General features: G+C 30.0%; 33 protein-coding genes. All 33 read right to left on the reverse strand.

The genetic code is table 11. The features are described from left to right. Positions 1-423: 423 nt before the first annotated feature. The 33 genes from BM020_RS06660 to BM020_RS06820 all read right to left on the reverse strand — a co-directional run bounded on the left by BM020_RS06660 (position 424) and on the right by BM020_RS06820 (position 21412). Positions 424-606, reverse strand: coding sequence for a MarR family transcriptional regulator (locus tag BM020_RS06660; protein WP_067145927.1), 183 nt, complete (start codon positions 604-606; stop codon positions 424-426). Positions 607-737: 131 nt separating this feature from the next. Continuing rightward, on the reverse strand, positions 738-1700 hold the full coding sequence (locus BM020_RS06665) for an RNA-guided pseudouridylation complex pseudouridine synthase subunit Cbf5 (protein ID WP_074798661.1): 963 nt from the start codon (positions 1698-1700) through the stop codon (positions 738-740). Between the two features lie 440 nt (positions 1701-2140). Continuing rightward, positions 2141-2308 carry a 50S ribosomal protein L14e gene (locus BM020_RS06670; protein WP_012955682.1) on the reverse strand — a complete coding sequence of 56 codons (168 nt, stop codon included), beginning with the start codon at positions 2306-2308 and terminating at the stop codon, positions 2141-2143. After that, positions 2308-2826, reverse strand: coding sequence for a (d)CMP kinase (gene cmk, locus BM020_RS06675; RefSeq protein ID WP_067145923.1), 519 nt, complete (start codon positions 2824-2826; stop codon positions 2308-2310). The genes BM020_RS06670 and cmk overlap by 1 nt, the downstream gene beginning before the upstream one ends. After that, positions 2826-3092: a 50S ribosomal protein L34e gene (locus tag BM020_RS06680; protein ID WP_067145920.1), complete on the reverse strand. Its 267-nt coding sequence runs from the start codon at positions 3090-3092 to the stop codon at positions 2826-2828. The genes cmk and BM020_RS06680 overlap by 1 nt, the downstream gene beginning before the upstream one ends. 823 nt (positions 3093-3915) lie before the next feature. Continuing rightward, positions 3916-4524 carry a DUF106 domain-containing protein gene (locus BM020_RS06685; RefSeq protein ID WP_067145918.1) on the reverse strand — a complete coding sequence of 203 codons (609 nt, stop codon included), beginning with the start codon at positions 4522-4524 and terminating at the stop codon, positions 3916-3918. A gap of 260 nt (positions 4525-4784) precedes the next feature. Next, entirely contained in the window at positions 4785-5342 is a 558-nt protein-coding gene (locus BM020_RS06690; protein ID WP_067145916.1) for an adenylate kinase, read from the reverse strand. 142 nt (positions 5343-5484) lie between these two features. Then, entirely contained in the window at positions 5485-6855 is a 1371-nt protein-coding gene (secY, locus tag BM020_RS06695; protein WP_067145914.1) for a preprotein translocase subunit SecY, read from the reverse strand. A 541-nt stretch (positions 6856-7396) separates the two neighbouring features. Next, complete coding sequence (locus tag BM020_RS06700) at positions 7397-7834, reverse strand: uL15m family ribosomal protein (protein WP_067145912.1); 438 nt, start codon at positions 7832-7834, stop codon at positions 7397-7399. An 11-nt stretch (positions 7835-7845) separates the two neighbouring features. Beyond that, a complete protein-coding gene (locus tag BM020_RS06705; RefSeq protein WP_067145910.1) occupies positions 7846-8304 on the reverse strand; it encodes a 50S ribosomal protein L30 in 459 nt (152 codons plus the stop codon). A gap of 11 nt (positions 8305-8315) precedes the next feature. Beyond that, the gene (gene rpsE, locus BM020_RS06710; protein WP_067145909.1) at positions 8316-8957 is read right to left on the reverse strand and encodes a 30S ribosomal protein S5; all 642 of its coding nucleotides are present in this window, start codon (positions 8955-8957) and stop codon (positions 8316-8318) included. Further along, positions 8954-9535 (reverse strand): 50S ribosomal protein L18, encoded by a 582-nt coding sequence (locus tag BM020_RS06715; protein ID WP_067145907.1) that lies wholly within the window; start codon positions 9533-9535, stop codon positions 8954-8956. The genes rpsE and BM020_RS06715 overlap by 4 nt, the downstream gene beginning before the upstream one ends. A gap of 11 nt (positions 9536-9546) precedes the next feature. Further along, positions 9547-9993, reverse strand: coding sequence for a 50S ribosomal protein L19e (locus BM020_RS06720; RefSeq protein WP_067145904.1), 447 nt, complete (start codon positions 9991-9993; stop codon positions 9547-9549). 518 nt (positions 9994-10511) lie between these two features. Then, the gene (locus tag BM020_RS06725; RefSeq protein WP_067145902.1) at positions 10512-10838 is read right to left on the reverse strand and encodes a 50S ribosomal protein L32e; all 327 of its coding nucleotides are present in this window, start codon (positions 10836-10838) and stop codon (positions 10512-10514) included. 17 nt (positions 10839-10855) lie between these two features. Further along, on the reverse strand, positions 10856-11389 hold the full coding sequence (locus tag BM020_RS06730; protein WP_067145900.1) for a 50S ribosomal protein L6: 534 nt from the start codon (positions 11387-11389) through the stop codon (positions 10856-10858). 10 nt (positions 11390-11399) lie between these two features. After that, entirely contained in the window at positions 11400-11792 is a 393-nt protein-coding gene (locus tag BM020_RS06735; protein WP_067145898.1) for a 30S ribosomal protein S8, read from the reverse strand. Positions 11793-11806: 14 nt separating this feature from the next. Next, the gene (locus tag BM020_RS06740; protein WP_200781254.1) at positions 11807-11959 is read right to left on the reverse strand and encodes a 30S ribosomal protein S14; all 153 of its coding nucleotides are present in this window, start codon (positions 11957-11959) and stop codon (positions 11807-11809) included. Positions 11960-12019: 60 nt separating this feature from the next. Further along, the gene (locus tag BM020_RS06745) at positions 12020-12541 is read right to left on the reverse strand and encodes a 50S ribosomal protein L5 (protein WP_067145895.1); all 522 of its coding nucleotides are present in this window, start codon (positions 12539-12541) and stop codon (positions 12020-12022) included. Further along, entirely contained in the window at positions 12538-13272 is a 735-nt protein-coding gene (locus tag BM020_RS06750; RefSeq protein ID WP_067145893.1) for a 30S ribosomal protein S4e, read from the reverse strand. The genes BM020_RS06745 and BM020_RS06750 overlap by 4 nt, the downstream gene beginning before the upstream one ends. A gap of 1 nt (position 13273) precedes the next feature. Beyond that, the gene (rplX, locus tag BM020_RS06755; protein WP_067145891.1) at positions 13274-13618 is read right to left on the reverse strand and encodes a 50S ribosomal protein L24; all 345 of its coding nucleotides are present in this window, start codon (positions 13616-13618) and stop codon (positions 13274-13276) included. 15 nt (positions 13619-13633) lie between these two features. Further along, positions 13634-14032: a 50S ribosomal protein L14 gene (locus BM020_RS06760; RefSeq protein WP_067145889.1), complete on the reverse strand. Its 399-nt coding sequence runs from the start codon at positions 14030-14032 to the stop codon at positions 13634-13636. Position 14033: 1 nt separating this feature from the next. Next, positions 14034-14354: a 30S ribosomal protein S17 gene (locus BM020_RS06765; RefSeq protein ID WP_067145887.1), complete on the reverse strand. Its 321-nt coding sequence runs from the start codon at positions 14352-14354 to the stop codon at positions 14034-14036. Between the two features lie 10 nt (positions 14355-14364). Continuing rightward, complete coding sequence (locus BM020_RS06770; protein ID WP_067145885.1) at positions 14365-14721, reverse strand: ribonuclease P protein component 1; 357 nt, start codon at positions 14719-14721, stop codon at positions 14365-14367. A gap of 39 nt (positions 14722-14760) precedes the next feature. After that, positions 14761-15105 carry a stress response translation initiation inhibitor YciH gene (gene yciH / locus BM020_RS06775; RefSeq protein WP_067145882.1) on the reverse strand — a complete coding sequence of 115 codons (345 nt, stop codon included), beginning with the start codon at positions 15103-15105 and terminating at the stop codon, positions 14761-14763. Then, positions 15106-15312: a 50S ribosomal protein L29 gene (rpmC, locus tag BM020_RS06780; protein WP_012955660.1), complete on the reverse strand. Its 207-nt coding sequence runs from the start codon at positions 15310-15312 to the stop codon at positions 15106-15108. Between the two features lie 26 nt (positions 15313-15338). Beyond that, on the reverse strand, positions 15339-16100 hold the full coding sequence (locus tag BM020_RS06785) for a 30S ribosomal protein S3 (RefSeq protein WP_067145880.1): 762 nt from the start codon (positions 16098-16100) through the stop codon (positions 15339-15341). Between the two features lie 3 nt (positions 16101-16103). Then, the gene (locus BM020_RS06790; protein WP_074798663.1) at positions 16104-16571 is read right to left on the reverse strand and encodes a 50S ribosomal protein L22; all 468 of its coding nucleotides are present in this window, start codon (positions 16569-16571) and stop codon (positions 16104-16106) included. A 12-nt stretch (positions 16572-16583) separates the two neighbouring features. Then, positions 16584-16994, reverse strand: a complete 411-nt coding sequence (locus tag BM020_RS06795; protein ID WP_067145876.1) for a 30S ribosomal protein S19 — start codon at positions 16992-16994, stop codon at positions 16584-16586. Positions 16995-17011: 17 nt separating this feature from the next. Then, positions 17012-17737, reverse strand: coding sequence for a 50S ribosomal protein L2 (locus tag BM020_RS06800; RefSeq protein WP_067145874.1), 726 nt, complete (start codon positions 17735-17737; stop codon positions 17012-17014). 12 nt (positions 17738-17749) lie between these two features. Beyond that, on the reverse strand, positions 17750-18010 hold the full coding sequence (locus BM020_RS06805) for a 50S ribosomal protein L23 (RefSeq protein WP_067145872.1): 261 nt from the start codon (positions 18008-18010) through the stop codon (positions 17750-17752). A gap of 43 nt (positions 18011-18053) precedes the next feature. Beyond that, entirely contained in the window at positions 18054-18818 is a 765-nt protein-coding gene (gene rpl4p, locus BM020_RS06810; RefSeq protein ID WP_067145870.1) for a 50S ribosomal protein L4, read from the reverse strand. A 12-nt stretch (positions 18819-18830) separates the two neighbouring features. Further along, the gene (gene rpl3p, locus BM020_RS06815; protein WP_067145869.1) at positions 18831-19841 is read right to left on the reverse strand and encodes a 50S ribosomal protein L3; all 1011 of its coding nucleotides are present in this window, start codon (positions 19839-19841) and stop codon (positions 18831-18833) included. A gap of 755 nt (positions 19842-20596) precedes the next feature. Further along, positions 20597-21412 carry a putative RNA uridine N3 methyltransferase gene (locus BM020_RS06820; protein ID WP_074798665.1) on the reverse strand — a complete coding sequence of 272 codons (816 nt, stop codon included), beginning with the start codon at positions 21410-21412 and terminating at the stop codon, positions 20597-20599. Positions 21413-21886: the final 474 nt, after the last annotated feature.

The raw sequence follows: 21886 nt of genomic DNA on the forward strand, positions 1-21886 counted from the left end.
TCCCATAACTTGCGTAAATTTTTTTAGATTTTTCACAAGTCGATAAATTTAAATGCTTTAACCAATATAATATATTTAGTGTCTTTATTATCAAATTTAATACTATGTTTCATGTTAATTCACTAAATAAATATATGTTTAACATAGTATTTAAATTTAACGATTGTAAAGGCACTTTTTACGTTAATAACGTTCATAAAATTTGTATTTTTACTATGTAAAATCATAGAGTATTGAAAACATAGAAAATAAGAACAAAAAATGCTCTAATTTTTAGAAAAAATCTAGGACCCTAAATTAAATTATAAAAAAATAATAATCCTAAAAATAGAAAAACAGAAAAAATATAATAAATTAAATTATAAAAAAATAATAATCCTAAAAATAGAAAAATAGAAATTAATAAATGAAAATTTTAGAATATTATTTTTCTGCAAGAGTCCAATAACATCTTTTTGGAGAGACAATAGTTTCATCTTTTTTTAATTCTTTCATAATTTTATCGACTTCTTTCTTTTCTACACCTGAAAGTTCACTTACTTTTTTAGCGTTTAAAGCTTCTTCAGAGTTTTTAAATGCTTCAATTACTTTATCTTTGTTTTCCATAATATCACCAATCTTTTAATTAAATTCAACTCAAATTATTACTATTGATATTAATAATAATAATAATAATAATTTTTTAACTATCTAGAAGAGATTTCATTCAAGGTTTTTGACCAAATGTCAAATCTTCTCTACCAACCTTTTGGATAGATACCAGTATCCATAAAGACCTTATTTGTATCAACCACTAAACCAGAATCTGCATTTATTATCTCTTGAGATGAAAATAATGAAGTACCTGCAGCTACCAATTCTCCTTTTAAAGACTTAATAGCAACAAGGTTGCCTTTTTGAATATCTTTAGATAATTTAGCGATTCCTCCTGCTCCAAGCTTTGCACCATGGCAAATAGCTTCAACAGCTGAATCTTTAATAAAAATCTGTGGAAGATGCGAACTAGCTACTTCCATTGGTTGAATAGCTTTTCTTATATATGATTCATCACCATCTTCAATATAAAAATGATAAGCATCTGTTAAATCATGCAGACTTACAAGATTATCATTTCTCTCATCAAAGGGACCTACTCTGGTTCTTCTAAGCTCCGCCATATGAGCTCCACAGCCTAAAGCTTCACCGATATCATGACAATATGTTCTAACATAGGTTCCTGCTTCACAAGCTATTCTAAATAAAACATCTTTTCCCTCTATTTCATAAATGGTAGAGTAATAAATATTTCTTACCCTTAATTCACGTTTGACAGCTGATTTAACTGGAGGTGTTTGGTATATCCTACCAGTAAATTCATCGAAGATTTGTTTTACTTGATCTTCTCCAATATCTTTGTGTAATGTCATAAGACATACATATTCCTTACCAGCTGGAAGGAGAAGTTGGCTAACTCTTGTAGCATTATCAATGCCAATAGGAAGCACTCCAGTTACTTTAGGATCAAGTGTTCCACCATGTCCAGTTTTATTAGCTCCAACTATTCTTTTAACCCATGAATCAACTTCATGAGAAGTAGGACCAGATGGTTTATCTAAATTGATTATACCTTTAGCTATATGTTCCTCTATAGGTCTTTCATAAGGATTAGATCCATATTCAGAATTAGTTTCTACATTTGATTTAATTAAGTATTCATCCATATTATATCTCCAATAGCTAAAAGTTTATAAAAATAGTTTAATTTTATATTATAAATTAAGATGTTTATTATAAATAAATTTAATTATCAACTATTATCAACTATTAAAATATAAAACAATAAAAAAAAAAAGTGAATTGAATAAAAACTGTAAAATCTTAAAAATAGCAATTGAACAAAGTAAATAAACTAAAACTAATTAAAATTAATTAAAATTGATTAAAATTGATTAAAATTAATTAAAATTAATTAAAATTAATTAAAATTGATTAAAATTAATTAAAATAATTAAATAATTAAATAAAATAAAAAGAAAAAATAATAGAACTCACCATAAGATGAATTCTTAGTTTAATACACAAAAAATGTGCTTTAATTTTAATATATAAAAAGTTAAATGTAAATTAACTTACTATTAGAATTAAATGGAATAATTTAAATTTATTCCATAATAGGTTCTAAATGGTTAATGTTACAACGTCTGTTTTTAACTTCGTCTCCTTTTACTTCTACGAAGTTTTCATCAATAATTGCAACAATTTCACATTCTTTACCTGCTTCTCTTCCAGCAGTTTTAATACATTTTCTACCAACTTCTATAGCTGCCATCATATCACCTTTAATGTTGTTAAAATAATTTCCACAATACTTTCAGGATTGAAACTATCAGTATTTATAATTAAATCATAAATATCCATATTTTTTATATCTATATTATGAATATCCATATATCTTAAAGCTTCACTTTCTTCACGAGCAATAATTTCCTCTTTTGCAAATTCAATTGATTTATCTTCTCTTTCACATACCCTTTTAGCTCTTACTTCTAAAGGAGCGTTAAAGCAAACTCTTAAATTTGCATCAATGAAATATGCAGAAAGCCTTCCTTCAATAATAAGATTTTGAGCTTCTTCCGCAAGTTTAGCTTGTCTATTATCAATCTCTTTATCGATGTCAGTATTATTTTCAGCAAATTTACCAAATTCAACTGGAGACATTCCTCTCTCTGCTGCCATCTCTCTAAAGATAGCTCCTGCTGAGACAAATGGAATATTTAATTTTTCAGATAATACCTTTGCAACAGTTGTAGTACCACTACCTGCTGTCCCACCGATTGTTATTATCATTATTTTCTTGCCTCATTTTTAAAATGCTTACGCGCACATTTTGGACATAAGTTTCCACCAAATGGACGGTTAGGTCTTTTTTGAGATTTAGCTAATTTACCAATCTCATAAGGACGTCCTCTTGGAACACCATGTAATACAGCACCACATTCAGCACATATATGCTTAGATGGTTTTTTCTTTTTATATCTTAAAACATTAACTCCACCAGGAGTTTTTTTATTTGTTCTTTTATATGATCTTGATCTAAATCTATTTGCAGGCATGTTATCACCTAATTTGTTTTTTTAAAAAACATCTACAAACTTTTCTAATATAATAATATATTGAATAAAATATCAAATTGTCTATAAGTTTGTAGATTCGATAAAATATATAATTGATATTAAAATATCTTTAGAATATATTTAAAAACATTTTAAAAAATATCATTAAAAAAGTATCATAAAATTAGAATGAATCATAAAATAAATTAAAATTCATTTAGTTAAATGATTAACACTATTTAATATGATATTTAACTAATATATACTTTACTATTTTCTATACTTTTTCTTGAAAATCTATAATACAATTAAAAATTTTATTTTATTTTCAAGTAGTTAAGATTATAGAAATTAAATTTTAAAATCTTAGCAAATTCTAACAACCCAAATTAAGTAGGCTATCCCACTTAACATGCCAATCATTAAAATCTTACTAAAATTTAGTATTACAGATATCGTACTTTTGGGATTATGATTTTAATTTAAATTTTTAATTGAAACTAGAAAATAATTCAGATAAAATTTCTAAAATATTAGATAAAAGCTATCTGATAATTTAGATAAAAGCTATCTGATAATTTAGATAAAAACTATCCAAAATAATTAGATTGATGAATAAATATAAACTTTATATATATACCTCAACAATTAAATTTTATAAATAGTAGCAACTAAGTATAATTAAATTAATTACACGATTAATTAAATTAATAGCCATTAAAATAAATCCAATTTAATGAAATTCTATTTTAATTAAATAAATTCTAATTCGATTACTAAATTAATAACTAAATAAAAGATATTTTTTATAACTTAAATTAATCTAGAAACCATTTTTGAATCCCATAAATTTCCTAATGATTTGTGACATTCCAAATGTGCAAATAAAGTACCACCATAACCATCCTACACCATATGGAATAGTAGTTATGCTACCACCATAAAACATTTGCCCTAATGAATGGAAAATCGGAGTTAGAGTACAATAATAAACAGCTGGAGGAAATACAACAACAATAGTATGTATTGCAGATTGCCACATCCAAGCAAATATCAATAGGATTGGAATCATAGTAACAATCATTGGTCTAAATGACATTTTCATTATTTCAGATTGATCCTGCATCATATCCATTTGTTTAGCTTGAATTTTAGCCATTTGTTTACTGTCACCACTAGCTTGAGCTTCTCTTAACTCTTTTTGTAAAGCTTTAGATCTAGCTTGCATTTCATTCATTTTATCCTGATCTACTAATAATTTTTGAGCAGTAACTGTTAAAATAGATATAGCCAAAGATATCACAAATACAGTAAGTACTGGATTATTAGGGGTAGGATCCATTTGAACTAATGGATTAAGAACAGCATTCATTGCATCAAACACTGGCTGAAGCCAGGAAATACCTAAAAGAAAACTACCTTGATACGCCATTTCATTCCTCACATAGTTTAATAAATTTTAATAGTAAATTATAGTTTTTTGTTTTTATAAATTTTATAAAAAGTATAATAAACTATTAATTTATAAATTCTTTTACAAATTTATAAATTAATAATTTAAAATCTTTAATATTAATAATTTAAAATCTTTAATATTGATAATTTAAAATATAATGAAATTTAAATAATTAGAAAAATCTAATTATTTAAAATAATTTCAATTAATCACATAATTATTTTAATATCAAATAATTATTTTAATAAATCAACCATTTTTCTAACAGTTGAAGGTAAATGATTATCATGATTAGAGATAATTTTTACTGTTGCTCCAGTTAAAGTAGCATAAGCCATAGCTGCAGCCCTGTTCATTTCTTGATGTAAATGAATATCTTTTGCTTTTTCAGCATCTCTTTGTCTGGTTTCATCATTTAATCTTCTTACCATGATTTCATCAGGATGTGCTTCAACCAAAATAAAAGTATCTGGATTTAATCCTTCTAATACCCATTTAGGAAGTCCTGGTAAGAAACCCGCAGGTGTACTAATAGTACAATGAGTATCTACAATAACATTATCAGATTCAGATTTTTCTTTTATTCTAATACCTGCTTCTTTTTGAATCTCTTTTTGAGTATTAGCAGGTAATTTTCTCAGCTCATCCCTATTTTCAACAAGCCCTTTTTCAAGAGCAATTTCAGTCATAATATCTCCATAGTTTAAATGAAGATAATCTACTTCTTTTAATGCACTATTTAGTAAAGTTGTACTTCCAGATCCTGGAATTCCAGTTAAAACTACCAATTTCATTTAAATCCTCCCACATTAAACATTTAATTATAAATAAGCTAAATTAATTAATAATAATCTCAAAAAATAAAGAAAAATAAGGAAATTAAAGATTAATCATTTCCTAAGAATTTTCTTAACATTGGATGCATTTCCAAAAGAATTAATCATTTCCTAAGAATTTTCTTAACATTGGATGCATTTCCATAAGCTGTTCTTGGGCAATCTCTTCATAAAGTTTATATACAATACCTACAGTAAGTAATACACCAGTACCTCCACCGAGAGCACCAGTTAAATCAGCAATAAATGCCAATATACCTACGAATAAACCTCCTAGAATAGTAAGAGCTGGAATATACTTTTTCATAATCATATAAAGTTGTCTTTTACTACTTCTAAAACCTGGAATTTGTATACCTGAGTTATAAAGTTGTTTAGAAACTTCTTTTGCATTTAATGAACCACTGATTTCTACCCATAACCATGAGAAAAGTACACAACAGCCTAAGAAAACAATCGCATAGAATAAAACTCTTAATGGATTAGTAAATAATACACCTAAACTATTAGGAGTAGTTAGCCATAATGCAATTCCACTAATAGCTCTTCCTCCAGATACTTCACCAAAAATAGGAAAACCAATCTTTTGAAATACACTAGCTAAAAGTGAAACGTTTACAAGAAGTGCACTTGTTAAAATAACTGGCATGTTACTTGCATAAATAAATTTTAAAGGATATTTACCTACAGAACCTCTGATTCTACCGTGTCCTCTTACTTGACCATGAGAAATAGGGATTTCTATTCTCATACATTCACCATATACCGCTATTAAGAATACAATGATAGTAGCAATTAATGGAATTAATATGGAGAAATTAGGAGCTCCACCTATAATAGACTGTATAAATGCAGGAAGAATACCTGAAGCAGTTGTAGATGCTGCAGAAGCTGGTAAGAAATTAAATGTTCCTACTATAATAGTTTGAGCTACACCAGCAGCAATGAATAATCCTACACCACTACCGAATCCCCATTTAGATACTACTTCATCAAGGTAGAGTATTAAAACTGCACCAATAACTAATTGGAGAATCATTATCCCATAGAAAGAAGTGTCAATAGGCACTAAACTTCCAGTAAGTACTAAAACTCCTGCTTCGAATATTGTGATTATAATAGCTAATAATTTTTGAGTACTTTGAAACATAGCTTTATGTTCATGTTTAGATAAGTCTAAATTTAATATTTTTGCACCAACTAAAAGTTGTAAAACAATAGATGCTGTTACAATAGGCCCTATACCTAAAGTAAGAATTGACCCAAAACTACCTGCCATAACAGCTCTTAATTGGGCAAATTGATCAACTGCAGCTGGACTCAAACCATATAACGGAATTTGAGTTAAAAAATAATATAAAACTAAAACAATCGCCGTCCATTTAAGCTTTTCCTTAAAGTCTTGTCTGTGAATAGGAGTCTTGACCTCAGGAAGTAACTTAAATATAGGCTTAAAATTCTCTAAAAACATTTTTTCCCCGTTAATTATTATCTACTAAATTCAAATTAGATTTTAAACTACAATAAATATTCTTTAATAATGAATATTATAAGATATTGATTTAATATCTGAACTTTGAATTCTATTATAAGTTTTTTTTAAAAATTTTCTTATAAAAATCCAAAATATTAAGGATAAATCCAATTAATAATAAAACTAATTTTTGCTATATAATCATTATATATTATATAATATTATAATATTTCAGATTAATAATAAATATAATTTTTATATAATATAAACTATTCGATAAATAATATAAAAATCTACAGATTAACATTAAATTTCAATAAAATTATAAAAATAAAAAACAATGCAAACAAAAAAAAAACAATTACTAAAATAAAATTAAAAATAAAAAACAATGCAATAAAAAATTACTAAAATAAAATTAAAAATTAAATTTTAAAAAATAGAAAAAATAAAAAAACCAGTTAAAGAGCATAATACTCCCAACCAGTGATAAAATTTTGGTCAAGGTTTTTTGGCCGAAGGCCAAAAAAGCTTGGGTTTACAATTCTACAGCTTCTCCGCCAGCTTCTTCAATTTTTTCAATAGCAGATTCAGAGAATGCAGGAGATTTAACAACTAAAGGAATGTCAAGAGAACCAGTTGCTAAAACTTTGTTGTAACCTAATTCAGTTACATCAATAACAATAACATCATCTTCTTTAGTAGCAATTCCTTTTTCTACAAACTCTTCAGCTTTATCATTTAAGAAGTTTAAGTTTACAGGGAAAGATCTGTGGATAGTTTTTTGAGGTCTTTTGAAACCATGTTTACCGAAGTAATTTTTGTTTTCAATAACAGTAGTAGACCAGTGGTGTTTTCCAGCTCCAGCTTTACCTTTACCACCTTTGTTACCAGCTCCTCTTCTTCTTTTAACAGAGCCTCCACCGTTAGATCTAGAACCTCTCATCTTATTAATCTTTTTACCTTTTCTTATCATATTAATCCACCTTAAGCCATTCTTTTTGCAAGATTATTAATATCTTCCCCTCTGTAACCTAAGGATCCACCTTCATTTACAGAATGTCTAATTCCTTTATATCCTTTTCTTGGAGGGTGAAGACGGAATACAGGTTTCATATCAATATCTTGAGCTTTGATTTCGCTGTTAAGTAATGCATTAGCTAATTCTTCAAAACTAGAGTAGTCAGTGTTTTCAGCTAGGTATTCTTCATCAATACGAGCTCCACCAACCAATCTTCCTCTTTTTTCGATGAGTTTAGTGAGAGTTTCAAGGTCAACTTCTCCCCAAGTGATGTAGTCTTTTGCCTTTTGGAGCATGCCTTTATAACTTGGGTTTTCTTCAACTAATACAGCATGACTAATTCTGTTAAGTCTTAACATTTCTAAAGTACTAGCAATGCCTTTAATAACACCAGTAGTACCTCTAATTCTAATTACTAAATACATGATACCACCGTTTATTGGATTACTCCCATATTTTTAAGGTCTTGTTCACTAGCTTTCATCCTACTTGCTTCTTTTAAAGCTTCAAATACAGCATTAGCAAAGTTTACAGTAGTTTGGGTTTGTCCACTTGCTTGAGACCATACATCCTTTACACCAGCAAGAGAGAGAATGGTTTTACCAACATCCCCAATAGCTAAACCTACACCTGCAGGAGCAGGTCTTAAAGTTACATTTACACTACTTGCTTTTCCAGTTACTTTGAAAGGAATAGTGTGTTGTCTTCCACAAACACAGCCCCAATCTCCACAACCTCTTCTTACTTTAATAATGTTATATTTAGCACTATCTACAGCTTTTCTGATAGCAGGACCTACTTCTCTAGCTTTGCCTTGACCTAAACCTACATAACCATTTTTGTTACCTACTGCAACGATTACTCTAAAGTTTACTTTTCTACCAGATTTGTGCATTCTTTGAACTAAATTTACATCCATTACTTCTTCTTCTAAATCAGGAAGCAATGCATCAATAATTTCTAATTCCATTATAGGGAGACCTTTTTCAAAGATTTCATCAATATCAGTGATATTTCCTGCTTTCACTTCTTTACCTAAATTGGTTTTAGGTTCCCAATCATCCATATTAAAGCTCATAATTTAGCCTCGTCAATTTTATTTTTAATTTCTTCAAAGTGTTTAGGTAAATCAGTAGGTTGAAGACCTTTAGCTAAGTATTGAGAGAATTTTTTACTAAGTTCTTCTTCATCTAAGCTTTCTGCATATTCTGCAATGTGTTCACCACTAATTCTGTCTTCAGTAGGAATAATAGATTCACCATATGGAACATTTAAACCAGCATCTGCAGCACCTTTTACAGCAGCAAATACTTTTGCTCCCTTAATAGGAGATTTTAAACCAATATCAGCAATAGCATACTCAATACCTGCTGCAACAGCTTTTTTACCACACAAGTATGCAGTTAAATAAACAGCACTAGTGTTTTTATTTCCTGCTAACCAACCTAATTTGTTTAATTCTTTACTGTGAGCTGATACAACAGTTTCATCACCGTTTTTACCAACATTTATTACTTGAACAATACAATTAGCATTGGAAATTCTTACAACTAATCTGGATTTATCTACATCAACTAATTTCATCCTAGTAGCATAATCAGTTTTACCTTCTCTTCTTCTTCTGAAAGCTACCTTATATTTTGATCCGCTTGCCAAGTCCATTCCTCCTATTTAATTAAATCATGGTCTCTAGCGTAAGTTTTCATGTAAGATTTACTTCTGAAAGCTCCACCTTTAGCCATTTTGTATAATTTACGGTAGGTAGTAGGGTCAATTTCACCTGCATTTCTCATATCTTTTAAATCAGTTCTTAAAGCACGGATAGTTTTCATCCAAACTTGTTTTTTAGGAGTACGAGCGTTTTTAGCTCCTTTAACACTACCTCTTCCTTTACGTTTACCTTTTTTCTTTTGTTCTTTAATCTTTTTAGATCTGTAGCTACTAATACCAGTTTTTGGTCTAGCTTTAATAATATCTTGATTTATAAGTTGTTTAATACCTTCTCTTGTAATAGCTCTAGAAACTTCTTCTACTTTTTCAGGATCTATCCATACACGGTTTACTCCAACTTTAAGTATACTAGCAGCTAATCTTTTTTGTGTAGTAAGATTCATTAATAATCCTCCATTTTAGTTAGCTGATAAACTTGAAATAAAATTTCTTCAAGTTTCCCTTCAATTTTATCAATATAAATTAAATAACTTTTTAATAATTAATTTTAACCCATAATAATGATTTATGCATTTCTACACTAAATCTTAATTATTTTATCAAAGTTTTAATTTAATTGTTTATTTTGCTTGTTAATAAGAAAATGGATTCTTTTTTCCAAACTGATATTTTATTTCATAATATTTTAACAATTTGAGAATCTATAATAAGTTACATAAGTTGTGGTATGAGCTTAAAGACGTATTCAATAATCCCTTTACCAACTTTATATAACACCCCTAATTTTCTTATAAGTAAGCTTTATAAATTATAATATTAACAAATTAAGGAAATGAAAAAACTTCATGTTTAATCATCTATCAATGAAAAATTTGCATTTTTCAACATATATTTTTAAATTTATAAATTAAATTTAAATTAATAAATAAGTATTAACTTAATAAATAATCCTTAAATAAATTTATTTATTTAAAACTTTTATACCTAATTCTGATGCTTTAGATAACATCAATTCTTTTTTACGTTTACCAATAGAAGCACTGATTCTTGCAGCTTCAGTTTCTGCATTAATAGCTTCTAAATCTTTCATGTTAAAAACAAGAACATCTTTGTAACCAGAAGGATGTAATCCTCTAGTAGCTTTAGGAGTACGATAACCAATAGATGGCATTGCAGGTTTTCCTGCTTCGTATCTTCTCATTTTACTAGTTTTTCCTCTAGGACGTCTCCATTTGGTTCCTAATTTTTTATAACGAGCATATTCTTGTCTTTTAAAATCTTTACTCATTTAAATCACCATTATAACTATTCTCTACTAGTTAAATAGATACCATCCTGGAATACTCTAGGATCTTTACCTCTAATTTTAGTAGCCTGTTCTAAATTAGCCATAGTTTGACCAACATCTTCTTTATTAACACCGGTAATAATTACCTCATCACCTTTAACTTGAACTTTAGCGTCTCCAACAATTTTTACAGATCTAGGATGTCTTTCTCCAATAAAGTTTTCGATAGTTACTTTATTAGCTTCTACTTTTACAGTCATTGGAAAGTGAGCAAATACAATTTTCATATGGTAAGTGAAACCATCGGTTACACCAGTAATCATATTGTTAATATGAGCTTTAGTAGTTCCAATCATAGATTTGTCTTTCTTTTTAGGGAAAGCAGTTTCAAGAACAAGAAGATTATCTTCTTTTGTAATAGTTACATTAGAGTAAGTAAATTTTCTAGAAGTTTGACCATTTGGTCCTTTTACAGTAATTTCATCTTCAATTATAACTTCAACGCCTTCAGGGATTTCAATTTCTTCCCTTATAGCTGCAGCTAATACCATATTTAATCACCTAATACATGTAAGCCAGTAAACGTCCGCCGATACCTTTTTCTTTAGCTTCCCTGTGGGTCATAATACCTTCAGGAGTAGTTACGATTAAGATACCGAAGTTCTTTGCTGGTAAATATCTTTTTTCGAATTTCTCAAATTCATCTTTCTTTACAGCATGACGAGGTTTAATTACACCACATTGATTAATATTACCTTCCAATTCTACTTCGAACTTTCCAGCTTTATTGTCATCTATAAATTCAAATTCACCTATATAATTCTCTTTTTGCATAGTGCTTAACACACGTCCAATTAAATTGGATGCTGGAGAAATAGTACAGTGGTCATTTACTTGACGTTCGTTATTTCTAATGTTTGTTAAAGCATCAGCAAGAGGATCCATAAGAGTCATAATAGTCACCTTTTCTAATTATATTTTTTAAATCCTATTTTAGGAGCAATTTCTCTAAAACATTGCCTACACAAGTTGAGTCCGTATCTGCTTACAATAGCAGAATGATCTCCACAACGGCTACATTTTTTTGCTGCTTTTCCGTATTTTCTTGGCAACATAATCACCTTAATAACATATCTTATTTAAATAATTACTATTTAATACCTAATATTTGCAGTTTTAAATTAATATTCTTCATCTTCTGCTATAGTAACATTGAATTTTTCTTCCATAAATTTCATAGTTTCTTCAGGAGTGATTCTGTGTCTTTTTGGAATAGATTTCTTTTGTATTTTTCTTCTTTTAATTCTATAACCTGGTTTTTCAAAGGTAATAGAAAGATTCATACCAAAAATACCAATATCTGGATCATATCTCATTCCTGGAATATCAATATGTTCTCTAATACCAAAAGAAACATTACCTTGTGCATCAAATTGACTAGGTCTTAATTTATTATTAATACCTTCTAAAACCATTTTAATTGCATTTTCAGCTCTTTCTCCACGGAGAGTTACTTTACATGCAATAGGCTGTCTTTTTCTAATACCCCATTCTGGGTTAGTAACTTTAGAAAAGGTTTTTACAGGAGTCTGACCAGTCATATTTTCAATAAGAGTCATAGCTCTAGATAACTTTTCACCAGCTTCACCGACACCAATGTTGATAGTAGCTTTAGAAATAATAACTTTATTCATTGGGTTCATTGGTTAACCTCCAATAAGTCAATAGCTGGTTCATCATTACCTACAACAAATGCATATTCTTTTAATGTTAAGAAAGTATCATTGTTTGCTTTTTCTATAATTACAGTGTTTGGCTTAGAAGATTCATCTACAAATATCTCTTTAATCTTACCAAGCTCACCAGTGTGTTTACCACCAGTTACAAGTACAGCTACACCTTCTTCAAATTTAAAGTTTTCTTTAATTTCTTGTTCAGGTACAGAAATACATACAACATCTTGACCTGCATATAGATCTTCATCAACTAAAACATTTCTACCATCGTGAAGGTTTAGTTGAGTTTTTCCACCTTTAATAGTGGATTTATTTGCGATTTTAGCTAATTTGTAAGTTGCATCTTCTGCTGTTATTGGGTGTAAAGTTAATCTTCCTTTAGTATCTAAAAGAATTCTGTAATTTTCTTCAGTTTTAGGAATAGATAAAATATCCATAAATCCTACTGGAAATTTATAATCTTTTTTAGCTTTTCCATCAATTAAAACATTACCGGTATTAATGATTCTTTTTGCTTCTCTAGAGTTATCAGCAAGACCTAAAATATCTCTAATAATAACAAGTAAAGGTAAAGAATCTTTAATAGCATGTGACCCTGGAGCAGGTTTTACTGTCCAAGTATCTTCTTTTGGATGGATAGGCCAACTTTTAGGTGCTTTATACCTTTTAAGATGCTTTCTAGATCCCATTTTTGCCATCTTATTCCTCCATATTTATTCTTCTTTCATCTTTTAAATCAGCTTCAATAATCATCAAGTTGGATGGATGAATTGGAAGTAATACAGCATTTCCGTCAGGTTTACTTAAAGTAACCCCTTCAACAGTAACTTTGTATTTTTTTGCATCGATAGATTCAACTTTTCCTTCATGACCTTTAAAGTCTCCACGAACAACTTGAACTTTGTCTCCAACTCTTATTGGTAAAGATCTTTTACCAATATCTGCTCTTAAATCTTTGCTTAAATTAGCACTCATAATTTTACGACGAATGTGTAAAGGAGCAGTGTAGAGAGCTTTTCTTTGTTTTCTTGGTTGAATTGACATTTAATCACCATAAACTTAAATTAATATGCTTGCTGCACTACCTACACTAGGCCATTTATCAGCTGCTTCTTTAGCAACAGGTCCTCTAATTTCAGAACCTTTTAATACTCCTTCAGGAGTAATAATTACTGCAGCATTATCTTCAAATTTTACACGAAGACCATCAGCACGTCTGTATTCTTTTTTCTGTCTTACAACAACAGCATTAACTACTTCTCTTCTCATATCAGCAGTTCCTTTTTTAACTGAAGCAACAACTAAGTCACCTACTCCAGCTACATCAAGTCTTCTACGTACACCTTTGAACCCTTTTACAGAAATAATTTGAATTTCACGAGCTCCGGTATTATCTACACATTGAAGTCTAGCACCAATTGGTAAAGCTTTTGTTACACTAGATGTAGTAGGTTTCATTTTAATCATCACCTTTTACTTCAACTAATACAAAATGTTTAGTTTTACTTAATGGCCTACATTCGGCAATTTTTACAGAGTCACCAACTTCAACATCAAGACAGTCAGGTTTGTGAACGTTAATTCTTGATTTTCTTTTTTCATATCTTTCATATTTTCTAATGAATTTGTAGAAACTACGTTCTACAGTAATAGTCCTTTCTGCTTTATTAGTAGTAACAACACCTTCAAGGACTTGTCCTCTAACAGATAAACTACCATGGAAAGGGCAGTTAGGATCATCACATTTAGTTTCTGGTTCCTTAACATTAAGACCAACCATTTTATCACCATTAAATTTTTTTATATCTTTTTTTTATCCTATCTTCAGGACGATTCAACAATATTTTACCATCTATTTCAACAATAGTTCCGTCAGGAACTTTAACTTGAAATACAGAAACATCTTTCTGAATTAATTTCTCTTTAAAAACTAAACTAATATTATTTTGATTAGAACTTAAGTCTCCAATATCTTCATCATCATTGATTTTAGTTTTGATTTGGCTTTTAACTTCAATTAATAAAGTTTTTTTAGTCTCATCAATAACAGTTCCACAAAGCCCTATTAAAGAAGGATTGGAACTATCAACAACTTTAAGTTCTAACCCAATTAATTCATGATAGAATATATTTTTTGAGCTTATCATTCTAAGCCTCAGTATGTGAATAAGATTAAAACTATGAATCTAATGTCTTCTTCTTTTATTATATTTTTTATCAGAATCTCTGATTTCAATAGTGTCAGAAGAGAATCCCATTTCAGATAAAACTTCTTTAACTCTCACTTTATGGTCACCTTGAAGTTCAATTTGACCTTTTTTAGCAGTACCTCCACAGGCACATTTTGCTTTAAGAGTTTTAGTAAGTTCTTTAATATCTATATCATGTTCATCTATACCTTCAACAATAGTCATAAGTTTTCCAAATCTTCTTCTAACTGTAAATACTTTTACAGTTTGAACTTCTCTTGCAATTTCCTCACAAACACAAAGTTCTTCAGGAAGACCACATACATCACAGATTTTTGACATTTAATTCTCCTTCTGTTTTTGGTTCATAATTGTAAGAACGCGAGCAATAGTCCTTTTGAGTTCTCTAATTTTACCAGGATTTTCATTAACACCTGCAGCAGCACTTTTGGAAACATTTTTAGCTAATTCAGCTTTGAGTTCAACTAATTTTTCTTCGATGTCCTCAATTTCCATTTCCCAAATTTCTTTACTTCTTAAAATTGCCATTTTCTCAACTCACTTAAAGATATTATCTATTCTTCAGAATCTTCAGTAGCTGCTTCAAGTTCTTCAAGATCTTCTTCAACTTCCACTACTTCTTCAATTTCTTCTAAGTCTTCAAGATCCTCTTCAATTTCCGCTACTTCTTCAATTTCCTCTTCAACAATTTCTTCTTCAACAGTTTCTTCTACAGGTTCAGCAATAGGAGCAAGAATATCCACTTTATCAGGTAAAACAGCTTCAGGAGGCATAATTCTAACAACAATACCTAAAACACCAGGTTTTAAAGGTGCAGTTGCAAAACCTTCTTCTACAAATTTAGTTGCAGGTTCACCACATTTTTTAATGTATCCTTCAGTAAATTTAGCAACAGCAGATCTTGAACCTCTAATTTTTCCAGATATAGTTACTTCTACACCTTGAGCACCAGCACCCATAATTCTACGGATGGTGGAATATGCTACTCTTCTAAAGTGCATACCTCTTTGAAGCATATTAGCTATTTTAGAAGCCATAATTCTAGCATTTAATTCAGGAACATCTACTTCTTTAACTTCTACTTGAGGGTTATCTAAATCAAAATTATTTTTAAGACTTTGGGTAATTGCTCTAACGGTTTTTCCACCTCTACCAATAACCATACCTGGTCTTTCAGCATAAACAATAACCATAGTTCCTAAAGGAGTGATTTGAATTTCCATTCCTCCATAACCTGCTCTTTCAAGTTCTTTTTCTAAATATTCATCAATTTTGGTTCTTTTGAGACCTTCTGTAACGAAATCTTTTTCTATCATTATTTAAGCCTCCACTAAAACTATTTGAATATGGGTAGTTGGAGTATTGAATGGAGTTACTCTACCAAATGCTCTTGGCCTAGCTCCTCTAATAACCATACCTCTGTGAGAAGAGATATGTTCAATTTTAAGGTTCTCTACATCCATACCTTTGTACTCAGCATTTGCTTCTGCATTTTCAATAACATTTAAAATTGCTTTAGAAGCTTTTACAGGGTATCTTCCAGCAGCCCATCCTTTCATACCTTTTCTATGACCAACATCTCTGTTGTGTCTTTTGAAAGGAACAGCTTTTTTCATTTTGATTACATCATTTAAGTATGTTTTTGCTTTAGCAACATCCATGCCTCTAATTGCACTACAAATTTCAACACAATGTTTTGGAGAAATTTTAAGGGATCTTGCCATAGCACGTGCTGTTTTAGATTCATCAGCATCTTTATTATTATAAGCATATTTATTTTTTGCCATGTTATAATCTCCTTATTTAAGTGGTACAAACATAGATGATCTAGTAGCTCCCATACCTGGGTCACCATGTTGAACTCTTTGTCTAGTTGGTGCAAATTCACCAAAGAAGCAACCTAACATTTCAGGAGTGAAAGTTACTTCAACGAAGTCTCTACCATTATAGATAGCAAAAGTAGTACCTACCATTTCAGGAATAACTACCATATCTCTACAATGAGTTCTAACTACTACTGGTTTTCCACCTTTTTTATCTTGTTTTTGTAATTTTCTCATTTTATCCAACACAGACTGTTGTCTTGGTAAGAATCCTCTTTTTAAGGATCTTCTTTGTCTTGCTGGTAAAAGTTCAATAAATTCTTCTAAGGACATTTCTTTTAACTCTTCAATAGTATATCCTCTGTATTTAAATATTTTTCTAGCCAATGACACATCTCCTTAAATTATCTTCTTTTTCCAGTACGTTTAGCTGCAATTGAACCGACTTTTCTTCCAGGTGGTGCATGTCTTGAAATAGTGGTAGGACGACCTGGGTGTTGTCTGTTACCTCCTCCGTGAGGATGGTCAACAGCGTTCATTGCTACTCCTCTAACAGTCATAAATTTCTTACCTTTAGCTTTATAAGCATGCCATCTGACACCTGCTTTGAGGTAAGGCTTCTCTTTTCTTCCTCCACCTGCAACAACACCGATACTTGCACGGCATTTAGGGTTGAAAGATTTTAATTCACCAGATGGTAATTCTACAACAGCTTGACTTGCATCATGAGTAATTAAAGAAGCATAAGTTCCAGAAGATCTTACGAAACGACCACCGTCTCCTGGTCTGTTTTCAATATTATAAATAGGAGTACCTTCAGGGATTTCAGCTAATGGTAAAGTGTTACCAAAGCTGATTGGTGCTGAAATACCACATTCAATATCATCATCAATCTGAATGCTTTCTGGAGCTAAAATATGTCTTTTTTCACCATTTTCGAATTTAACTAAAGCAATAGGAGCAGTTCTTGCAGGGTCATGAATAATGTCTACAACTTTACCTTTTAAACTGCCTTCCTTTTCTAAGTCATCGTATGTTCTGTATTGGATTTTATCTTTAAATCTGTGAGAAGCAACACGATGAGCAGGAGTTCCTCTTCCTCTACGTTGGTGTATTAATCGTTTTCCCATAATCTAACCTCCTTAGAATACTCCCATTTTAACAGCTACATCTTCAGCTTCCCCTTCCTCTACGAGTTTGATATAAGCTAATTTTAAACCTTTTGGAGTGATATGGGTATTTACTCTATCAACTTCTTGGTCATATAACTGTTCAAAAGCCTTTTTAATCTGAGCTTTTGTAGATGTTCTTCTAACAACAAAAGCAAGTTCGTTGTTTTGGTCAATTAAATTCATAGTTTTCTCAGTAACATGAGGTTTAACAATAATCTTGTAAGGATCCATAAATATCCACCTTCTTAACTATACCTAATAAATTCCTAAGAATTTATTGGAATAATCCTCCTAATTTTTCAACAGCGGACTTAGTGAAAATAGTTAACCTACCAGCATGAGTACCAGGTGCTAATAATTCAGCATTTAAGTTTTCAGCAGTTACAACTTCAACACCAGCATGGTTTCTTGCACCTAAACCAATACCTTTATCTTCAGCTACAACAACTAAAGGCCCTTTGCTAGATTTGTATTTACGTCCTCTTGTTTTTCCTCTACCTGCTCTTATATGTTTACTATTTTTAGCTTTAATAATATCATCGTAAACACCTAATGCCTTAAAGATTTCACGAGCTTCACTTGCCTTTTTAACAGCAGCTAATTCATCATCAACGATTAATGGTAACTGATCTAGATTTTCAGTTTTGTGTCCTCTACCTTCAACTAAATCTGCATCAGTAGTTGCTGCAATAGCAGATCTGATTGCAAATTTTCTTTCTTTGTTGTTGATTTTTTCATGATGATTTTTCTCAGCTCTTACAGGATGAGCTTTTCTTCCACCGATAGCTTGTGGTATGAATGCCGCTCTGGAACCACTTTTAATTCTAGGTACCATAGCTACACCTCTACCAGATCCCCAAGATTCAGCAGAAGTTCTTTTACCTGCCATAGGGTCATTACCCCAAGGTTGGATTCTAGCAGATTGAGCAGAAAGAACCGCCCTTTTAATAAGGTCAGGTCTGTATTCTTCATTAAAAATAGCAGGAAGTTCAATTTCTTCTTTTACTTCCCCTTGAATTGAATAAACATTAACTTTCATTTTCTAACCCCTCTATGCACCTTGTTTAGAAGCAGTGCTTATAAATTCAATTTGAGGAGCTGCTTCATCAGCTTTCTTAGGTCTAATAGCTTGTCTAAGAATTACTAATCTTTTAGTAGGACCAGGGACAGAACCTTTAACTAATACATAGTCATTTTTAACTAAACCGTATCTAATAAATCCTCCATCAGGGTTAACTGCATCCACTTCAGATACATCTCCTATTTTCAGGACTTTTTTATTAAATTCAGTTCTTTTGTGGTATCCCATTTGACCTGCTTGTGCAACAGTCCACATAGTTCTCTCAGGAGACCAAGGACCAATGGAACCTACGTGTCTTCCTTTTCCACTTCTCATAGCTTTACCATATTGAATTCTAATATTCCATCTTTTTACAACCCCTTGGACTCCTTTTCCTTTGGTAGTTGCAATAGCATCAACATATTGTCCTTCATTAAAAATATCGCTTGCTCTAACTTCTTTACCTAATAAATCAAGTGCATAATTTAATTTTTCTTCAGCAGAACTTCCACCTAATGCACATTCAAAGATTTCAGGTTTTTTCTTAGGTACACTAGCCATTTTAGGGTTAGTGTGCACTAAAACTCTAACATCTTCAGTTTTTACTAAAGCATCTTGTATTTTTGCAATAGCTTCAGATTTATCATAATCTTTAGGAAGAGTAATTTTCCTAGAGAGCTCTTCATCCAAATTATCTGCAATAACTTCGGTGATAGCTTTAAGTCCATGAGCAGTTTTTTCGTATGATCTAATACCCATTATTACAAGGGGCGGTACTTCCAAAACAGTTACAGGAGTGAAAACAGTCATACCATTAGATGGAGAGTTTTTATCTGTATCTACAACCATAGCATGAGTCATACCTGCTTTGTAACCTGCAAGACCTAAAAGTTTTGGTTCTTCATTACTTGGCCAAGCTTTGATTCTTGGAGTTTCTTTAGCTACTCTTTTACGAGGGCTAAATGCCACAGAACCTTTTCTTGGTTGGTGATGTCTTACCATTTTTTTCCTCCGTTTTCTTTATATTTTCCTATAATTAATCAGTCTAATCTATTAACAATAGATCTTTTTTTCACTAGATCTAAATTCTTTAATTCTTTAAATTTTAATTTAAAATTCTAAATTCTTTAAATCTATACAAACTCAAATCAATGATTAAATAATTTATTTAAATAATTTAATAAATAATTTAAAATCGATTTAAACTGATTTGTTAACTATTATGAATTTTATTTAAAAAATTTCTAATTAACAAATCTTAGAATAAATAGCCATATTTCTTTTTTAGTCAAATCACTAAAATTCCACACTGTTTAAACTTATTATTCAGTTTATAGTTAATAATTAGCATACAATCTCCTAATATCATATCTAGATAGAGTATACAATCTACCTTTATTAAAAATATCTAGATAAAGACTGTAGAGGCAAAAATTAAACAGCATATAAGCTAAATAAAGCTAGATAAACGTTAAAAACAAGTGCAAACTTGTTTATGTACTTCTCAAAGATTTATTATAAAGCTGTCTAGACTTTATAATTTATTTCAGCCTAATCAATTCATTTTGTATCTTAAATCAATCCTTTGAAATATCTCCCTTTTTGGAGAAAACTTTATAGTGTCTAATTATAAAGCAAATCCTTGAAAGCTAAAGCTGACAATAGCTAAAGCTTAATCTCTATATGTTTTATAATGTATTTATAAAAATTACATATTAACGCTATGTAAAAGCGGAAGTTAATAATGAACTATTAACTTAAAGTATATTGAAAATAGCCAAAGTTGAAATTACAGCTTCTTCAGTCCTTACGGTTTCAGTTCCTTGATTTGGAATTGTATTTAACTTTATAGTTTCCCATTTAGAACTTTCCAAATTTTCACTAATTGAAGAATATGGACCACCGAACACGATAGCTATATGATTTGAACTTTCTACTTTAGATTTCAATTCATTAAAAATAGTATCGATTGTATCTGCATACTTTGTTGCTAGAACAACAAAGTCGGGATTAACTAATTTTAAGCTATTTTTAAGACCTTTATTTGTAGATAATGTCTTAAATCCCCAGTAAATGTCATCTGGTTCATCAGGTGTGACTATTACCTCTTTAGCAAACTTAGTAATTTTAAATGAAAATATCTTATTTACTGTAAGTTGCTCTTTGCAAAATGCTAATTTATCCATACCTATATCTACAAAGGTACCTTTCTTATTCCTTTTAACAGTGAATCCCTGTCTGTAATCACCTAATTCAGCTTCAGCAACAGGATGATGAGGCACTCTTAAAGGAGCCAATATTCCAACATGTCTTAGTTCACTCTTAATAGGAATTGCCTTTTTTCTAAGATATTGTGGAGTGTCCATATAAGAAAGGATTTCAGCTATGAAATCTCCATCCTCAGTCTGTTCACTATCTGGAATTGAAAGATCTTTATAAACTACGACTTCATCAACTTTAAACAAAGCTAAAGCTCTGCCAATTAAACCGACTTTTGAAGTTTTTAATTTTAAGTCTTTAGTTTCTGCTAAGAATGAATTCGGTATAAAGACTGATACTTTATTATTTTGCATATTATCAAATTTTATATTTTAAATCTATACATGCACATTGACCAATAAAGTATTTAGTTAAAAAAAGAACTAAATTACCGAATATAATCTGTAAAATAAAAAAAATAATTAAATTCAATGATTAATAAGATTTATAAAATGTAAATATCAAACATAGCCCAAGCTAAACCATTAAAATAACCTTTTAAAACATGATATTTAACATTAGACAGATGTTTAATACCAATAAATCATGAAAAATAATAAAAAATTTAAAAATTTCTTATAAATTACATAATGTAGACATATAGATTAGTAATATTTAAGTTATTTATAGTATATAAAGGTTTTGCTGAAAACAATATCAAGCTAAAAAATAGATAAAGCCTTTGCTGAAAACAGTTATTAAGTTAAAAAATAGATAAAGCCTTTGCTGATAATAATATCAGGCTGAAAAATTTTAAAAAGCCTCAATTAATTCTAAAAATCCGATGA

The sequence above is a fragment of the Methanobrevibacter olleyae genome, assembly GCF_900114585.1.
Classification (GTDB): Archaea; Methanobacteriota; Methanobacteria; order Methanobacteriales; family Methanobacteriaceae; genus Methanobrevibacter; species Methanobrevibacter olleyae.

Excerpts from the sequence above, each read along its gene's own strand:
- BM020_RS06685 (WP_067145918.1), bottom strand. The coding sequence starts at position 4,524 with ATGGCGTATCAAGGTAGTTTTCTTTTAGGTATTTCCTGGCTTCAGCCA.
- BM020_RS06745 (WP_067145895.1), bottom strand. The coding sequence starts at position 12,541 with ATGAACCCAATGAATAAAGTTATTATTTCTAAAGCTACTATCAACATT.
- BM020_RS06750 (WP_067145893.1), bottom strand. The coding sequence starts at position 13,272 with ATGGCAAAAATGGGATCTAGAAAGCATCTTAAAAGGTATAAAGCACCT.
- BM020_RS06735 (WP_067145898.1), bottom strand. The coding sequence starts at position 11,792 with ATGACTCTTATGGATCCTCTTGCTGATGCTTTAACAAACATTAGAAAT.
- rpl4p (WP_067145870.1), bottom strand. The coding sequence starts at position 18,818 with ATGAAAGTTAATGTTTATTCAATTCAAGGGGAAGTAAAAGAAGAAATT.
- BM020_RS06700 (WP_067145912.1), bottom strand. The coding sequence starts at position 7,834 with ATGATAAGAAAAGGTAAAAAGATTAATAAGATGAGAGGTTCTAGATCT.
- rpl3p (WP_067145869.1), bottom strand. The coding sequence starts at position 19,841 with ATGGTAAGACATCACCAACCAAGAAAAGGTTCTGTGGCATTTAGCCCT.
- rpsE (WP_067145909.1), bottom strand. The coding sequence starts at position 8,957 with ATGAGCTTTAATATGGATGATTGGGAACCTAAAACCAATTTAGGTAAA.
- BM020_RS06660 (WP_067145927.1), bottom strand. The coding sequence starts at position 606 with ATGGAAAACAAAGATAAAGTAATTGAAGCATTTAAAAACTCTGAAGAA.
- yciH (WP_067145882.1), bottom strand. The coding sequence starts at position 15,105 with ATGTCAAAAATCTGTGATGTATGTGGTCTTCCTGAAGAACTTTGTGTT.
- BM020_RS06805 (WP_067145872.1), bottom strand. The coding sequence starts at position 18,010 with ATGGATCCTTACAAGATTATTGTTAAACCTCATGTTACTGAGAAAACT.
- BM020_RS06725 (WP_067145902.1), bottom strand. The coding sequence starts at position 10,838 with ATGAGTAAAGATTTTAAAAGACAAGAATATGCTCGTTATAAAAAATTA.
- BM020_RS06680 (WP_067145920.1), bottom strand. The coding sequence starts at position 3,092 with ATGCCTGCAAATAGATTTAGATCAAGATCATATAAAAGAACAAATAAA.
- rpmC (WP_012955660.1), bottom strand. The coding sequence starts at position 15,312 with ATGGCAATTTTAAGAAGTAAAGAAATTTGGGAAATGGAAATTGAGGAC.
- cmk (WP_067145923.1), bottom strand. The coding sequence starts at position 2,826 with ATGATAATAACAATCGGTGGGACAGCAGGTAGTGGTACTACAACTGTT.
- BM020_RS06670 (WP_012955682.1), bottom strand. The coding sequence starts at position 2,308 with ATGGCAGCTATAGAAGTTGGTAGAAAATGTATTAAAACTGCTGGAAGA.
- BM020_RS06820 (WP_074798665.1), bottom strand. The coding sequence starts at position 21,412 with ATGCAAAATAATAAAGTATCAGTCTTTATACCGAATTCATTCTTAGCA.
- BM020_RS06765 (WP_067145887.1), bottom strand. The coding sequence starts at position 14,354 with ATGGTTGGTCTTAATGTTAAGGAACCAGAAACTAAATGTGATGATCCT.
- BM020_RS06800 (WP_067145874.1), bottom strand. The coding sequence starts at position 17,737 with ATGGGAAAACGATTAATACACCAACGTAGAGGAAGAGGAACTCCTGCT.
- secY (WP_067145914.1), bottom strand. The coding sequence starts at position 6,855 with ATGTTTTTAGAGAATTTTAAGCCTATATTTAAGTTACTTCCTGAGGTC.
- BM020_RS06705 (WP_067145910.1), bottom strand. The coding sequence starts at position 8,304 with ATGTATTTAGTAATTAGAATTAGAGGTACTACTGGTGTTATTAAAGGC.
- BM020_RS06690 (WP_067145916.1), bottom strand. The coding sequence starts at position 5,342 with ATGAAATTGGTAGTTTTAACTGGAATTCCAGGATCTGGAAGTACAACT.
- BM020_RS06770 (WP_067145885.1), bottom strand. The coding sequence starts at position 14,721 with ATGATAAGCTCAAAAAATATATTCTATCATGAATTAATTGGGTTAGAA.
- rplX (WP_067145891.1), bottom strand. The coding sequence starts at position 13,618 with ATGTCAATTCAACCAAGAAAACAAAGAAAAGCTCTCTACACTGCTCCT.
- BM020_RS06760 (WP_067145889.1), bottom strand. The coding sequence starts at position 14,032 with ATGAAACCTACTACATCTAGTGTAACAAAAGCTTTACCAATTGGTGCT.
- BM020_RS06785 (WP_067145880.1), bottom strand. The coding sequence starts at position 16,100 with ATGATAGAAAAAGATTTCGTTACAGAAGGTCTCAAAAGAACCAAAATT.
- BM020_RS06665 (WP_074798661.1), bottom strand. The coding sequence starts at position 1,700 with ATGGATGAATACTTAATTAAATCAAATGTAGAAACTAATTCTGAATAT.
- BM020_RS06720 (WP_067145904.1), bottom strand. The coding sequence starts at position 9,993 with ATGAATCTTACTACACAAAAAAGATTAGCTGCTAGTATACTTAAAGTT.
- BM020_RS06790 (WP_074798663.1), bottom strand. The coding sequence starts at position 16,571 with ATGGCAAAAAATAAATATGCTTATAATAATAAAGATGCTGATGAATCT.
- BM020_RS06730 (WP_067145900.1), bottom strand. The coding sequence starts at position 11,389 with ATGGTATTAGCTGCAGCTATAAGGGAAGAAATTGAAATCCCTGAAGGC.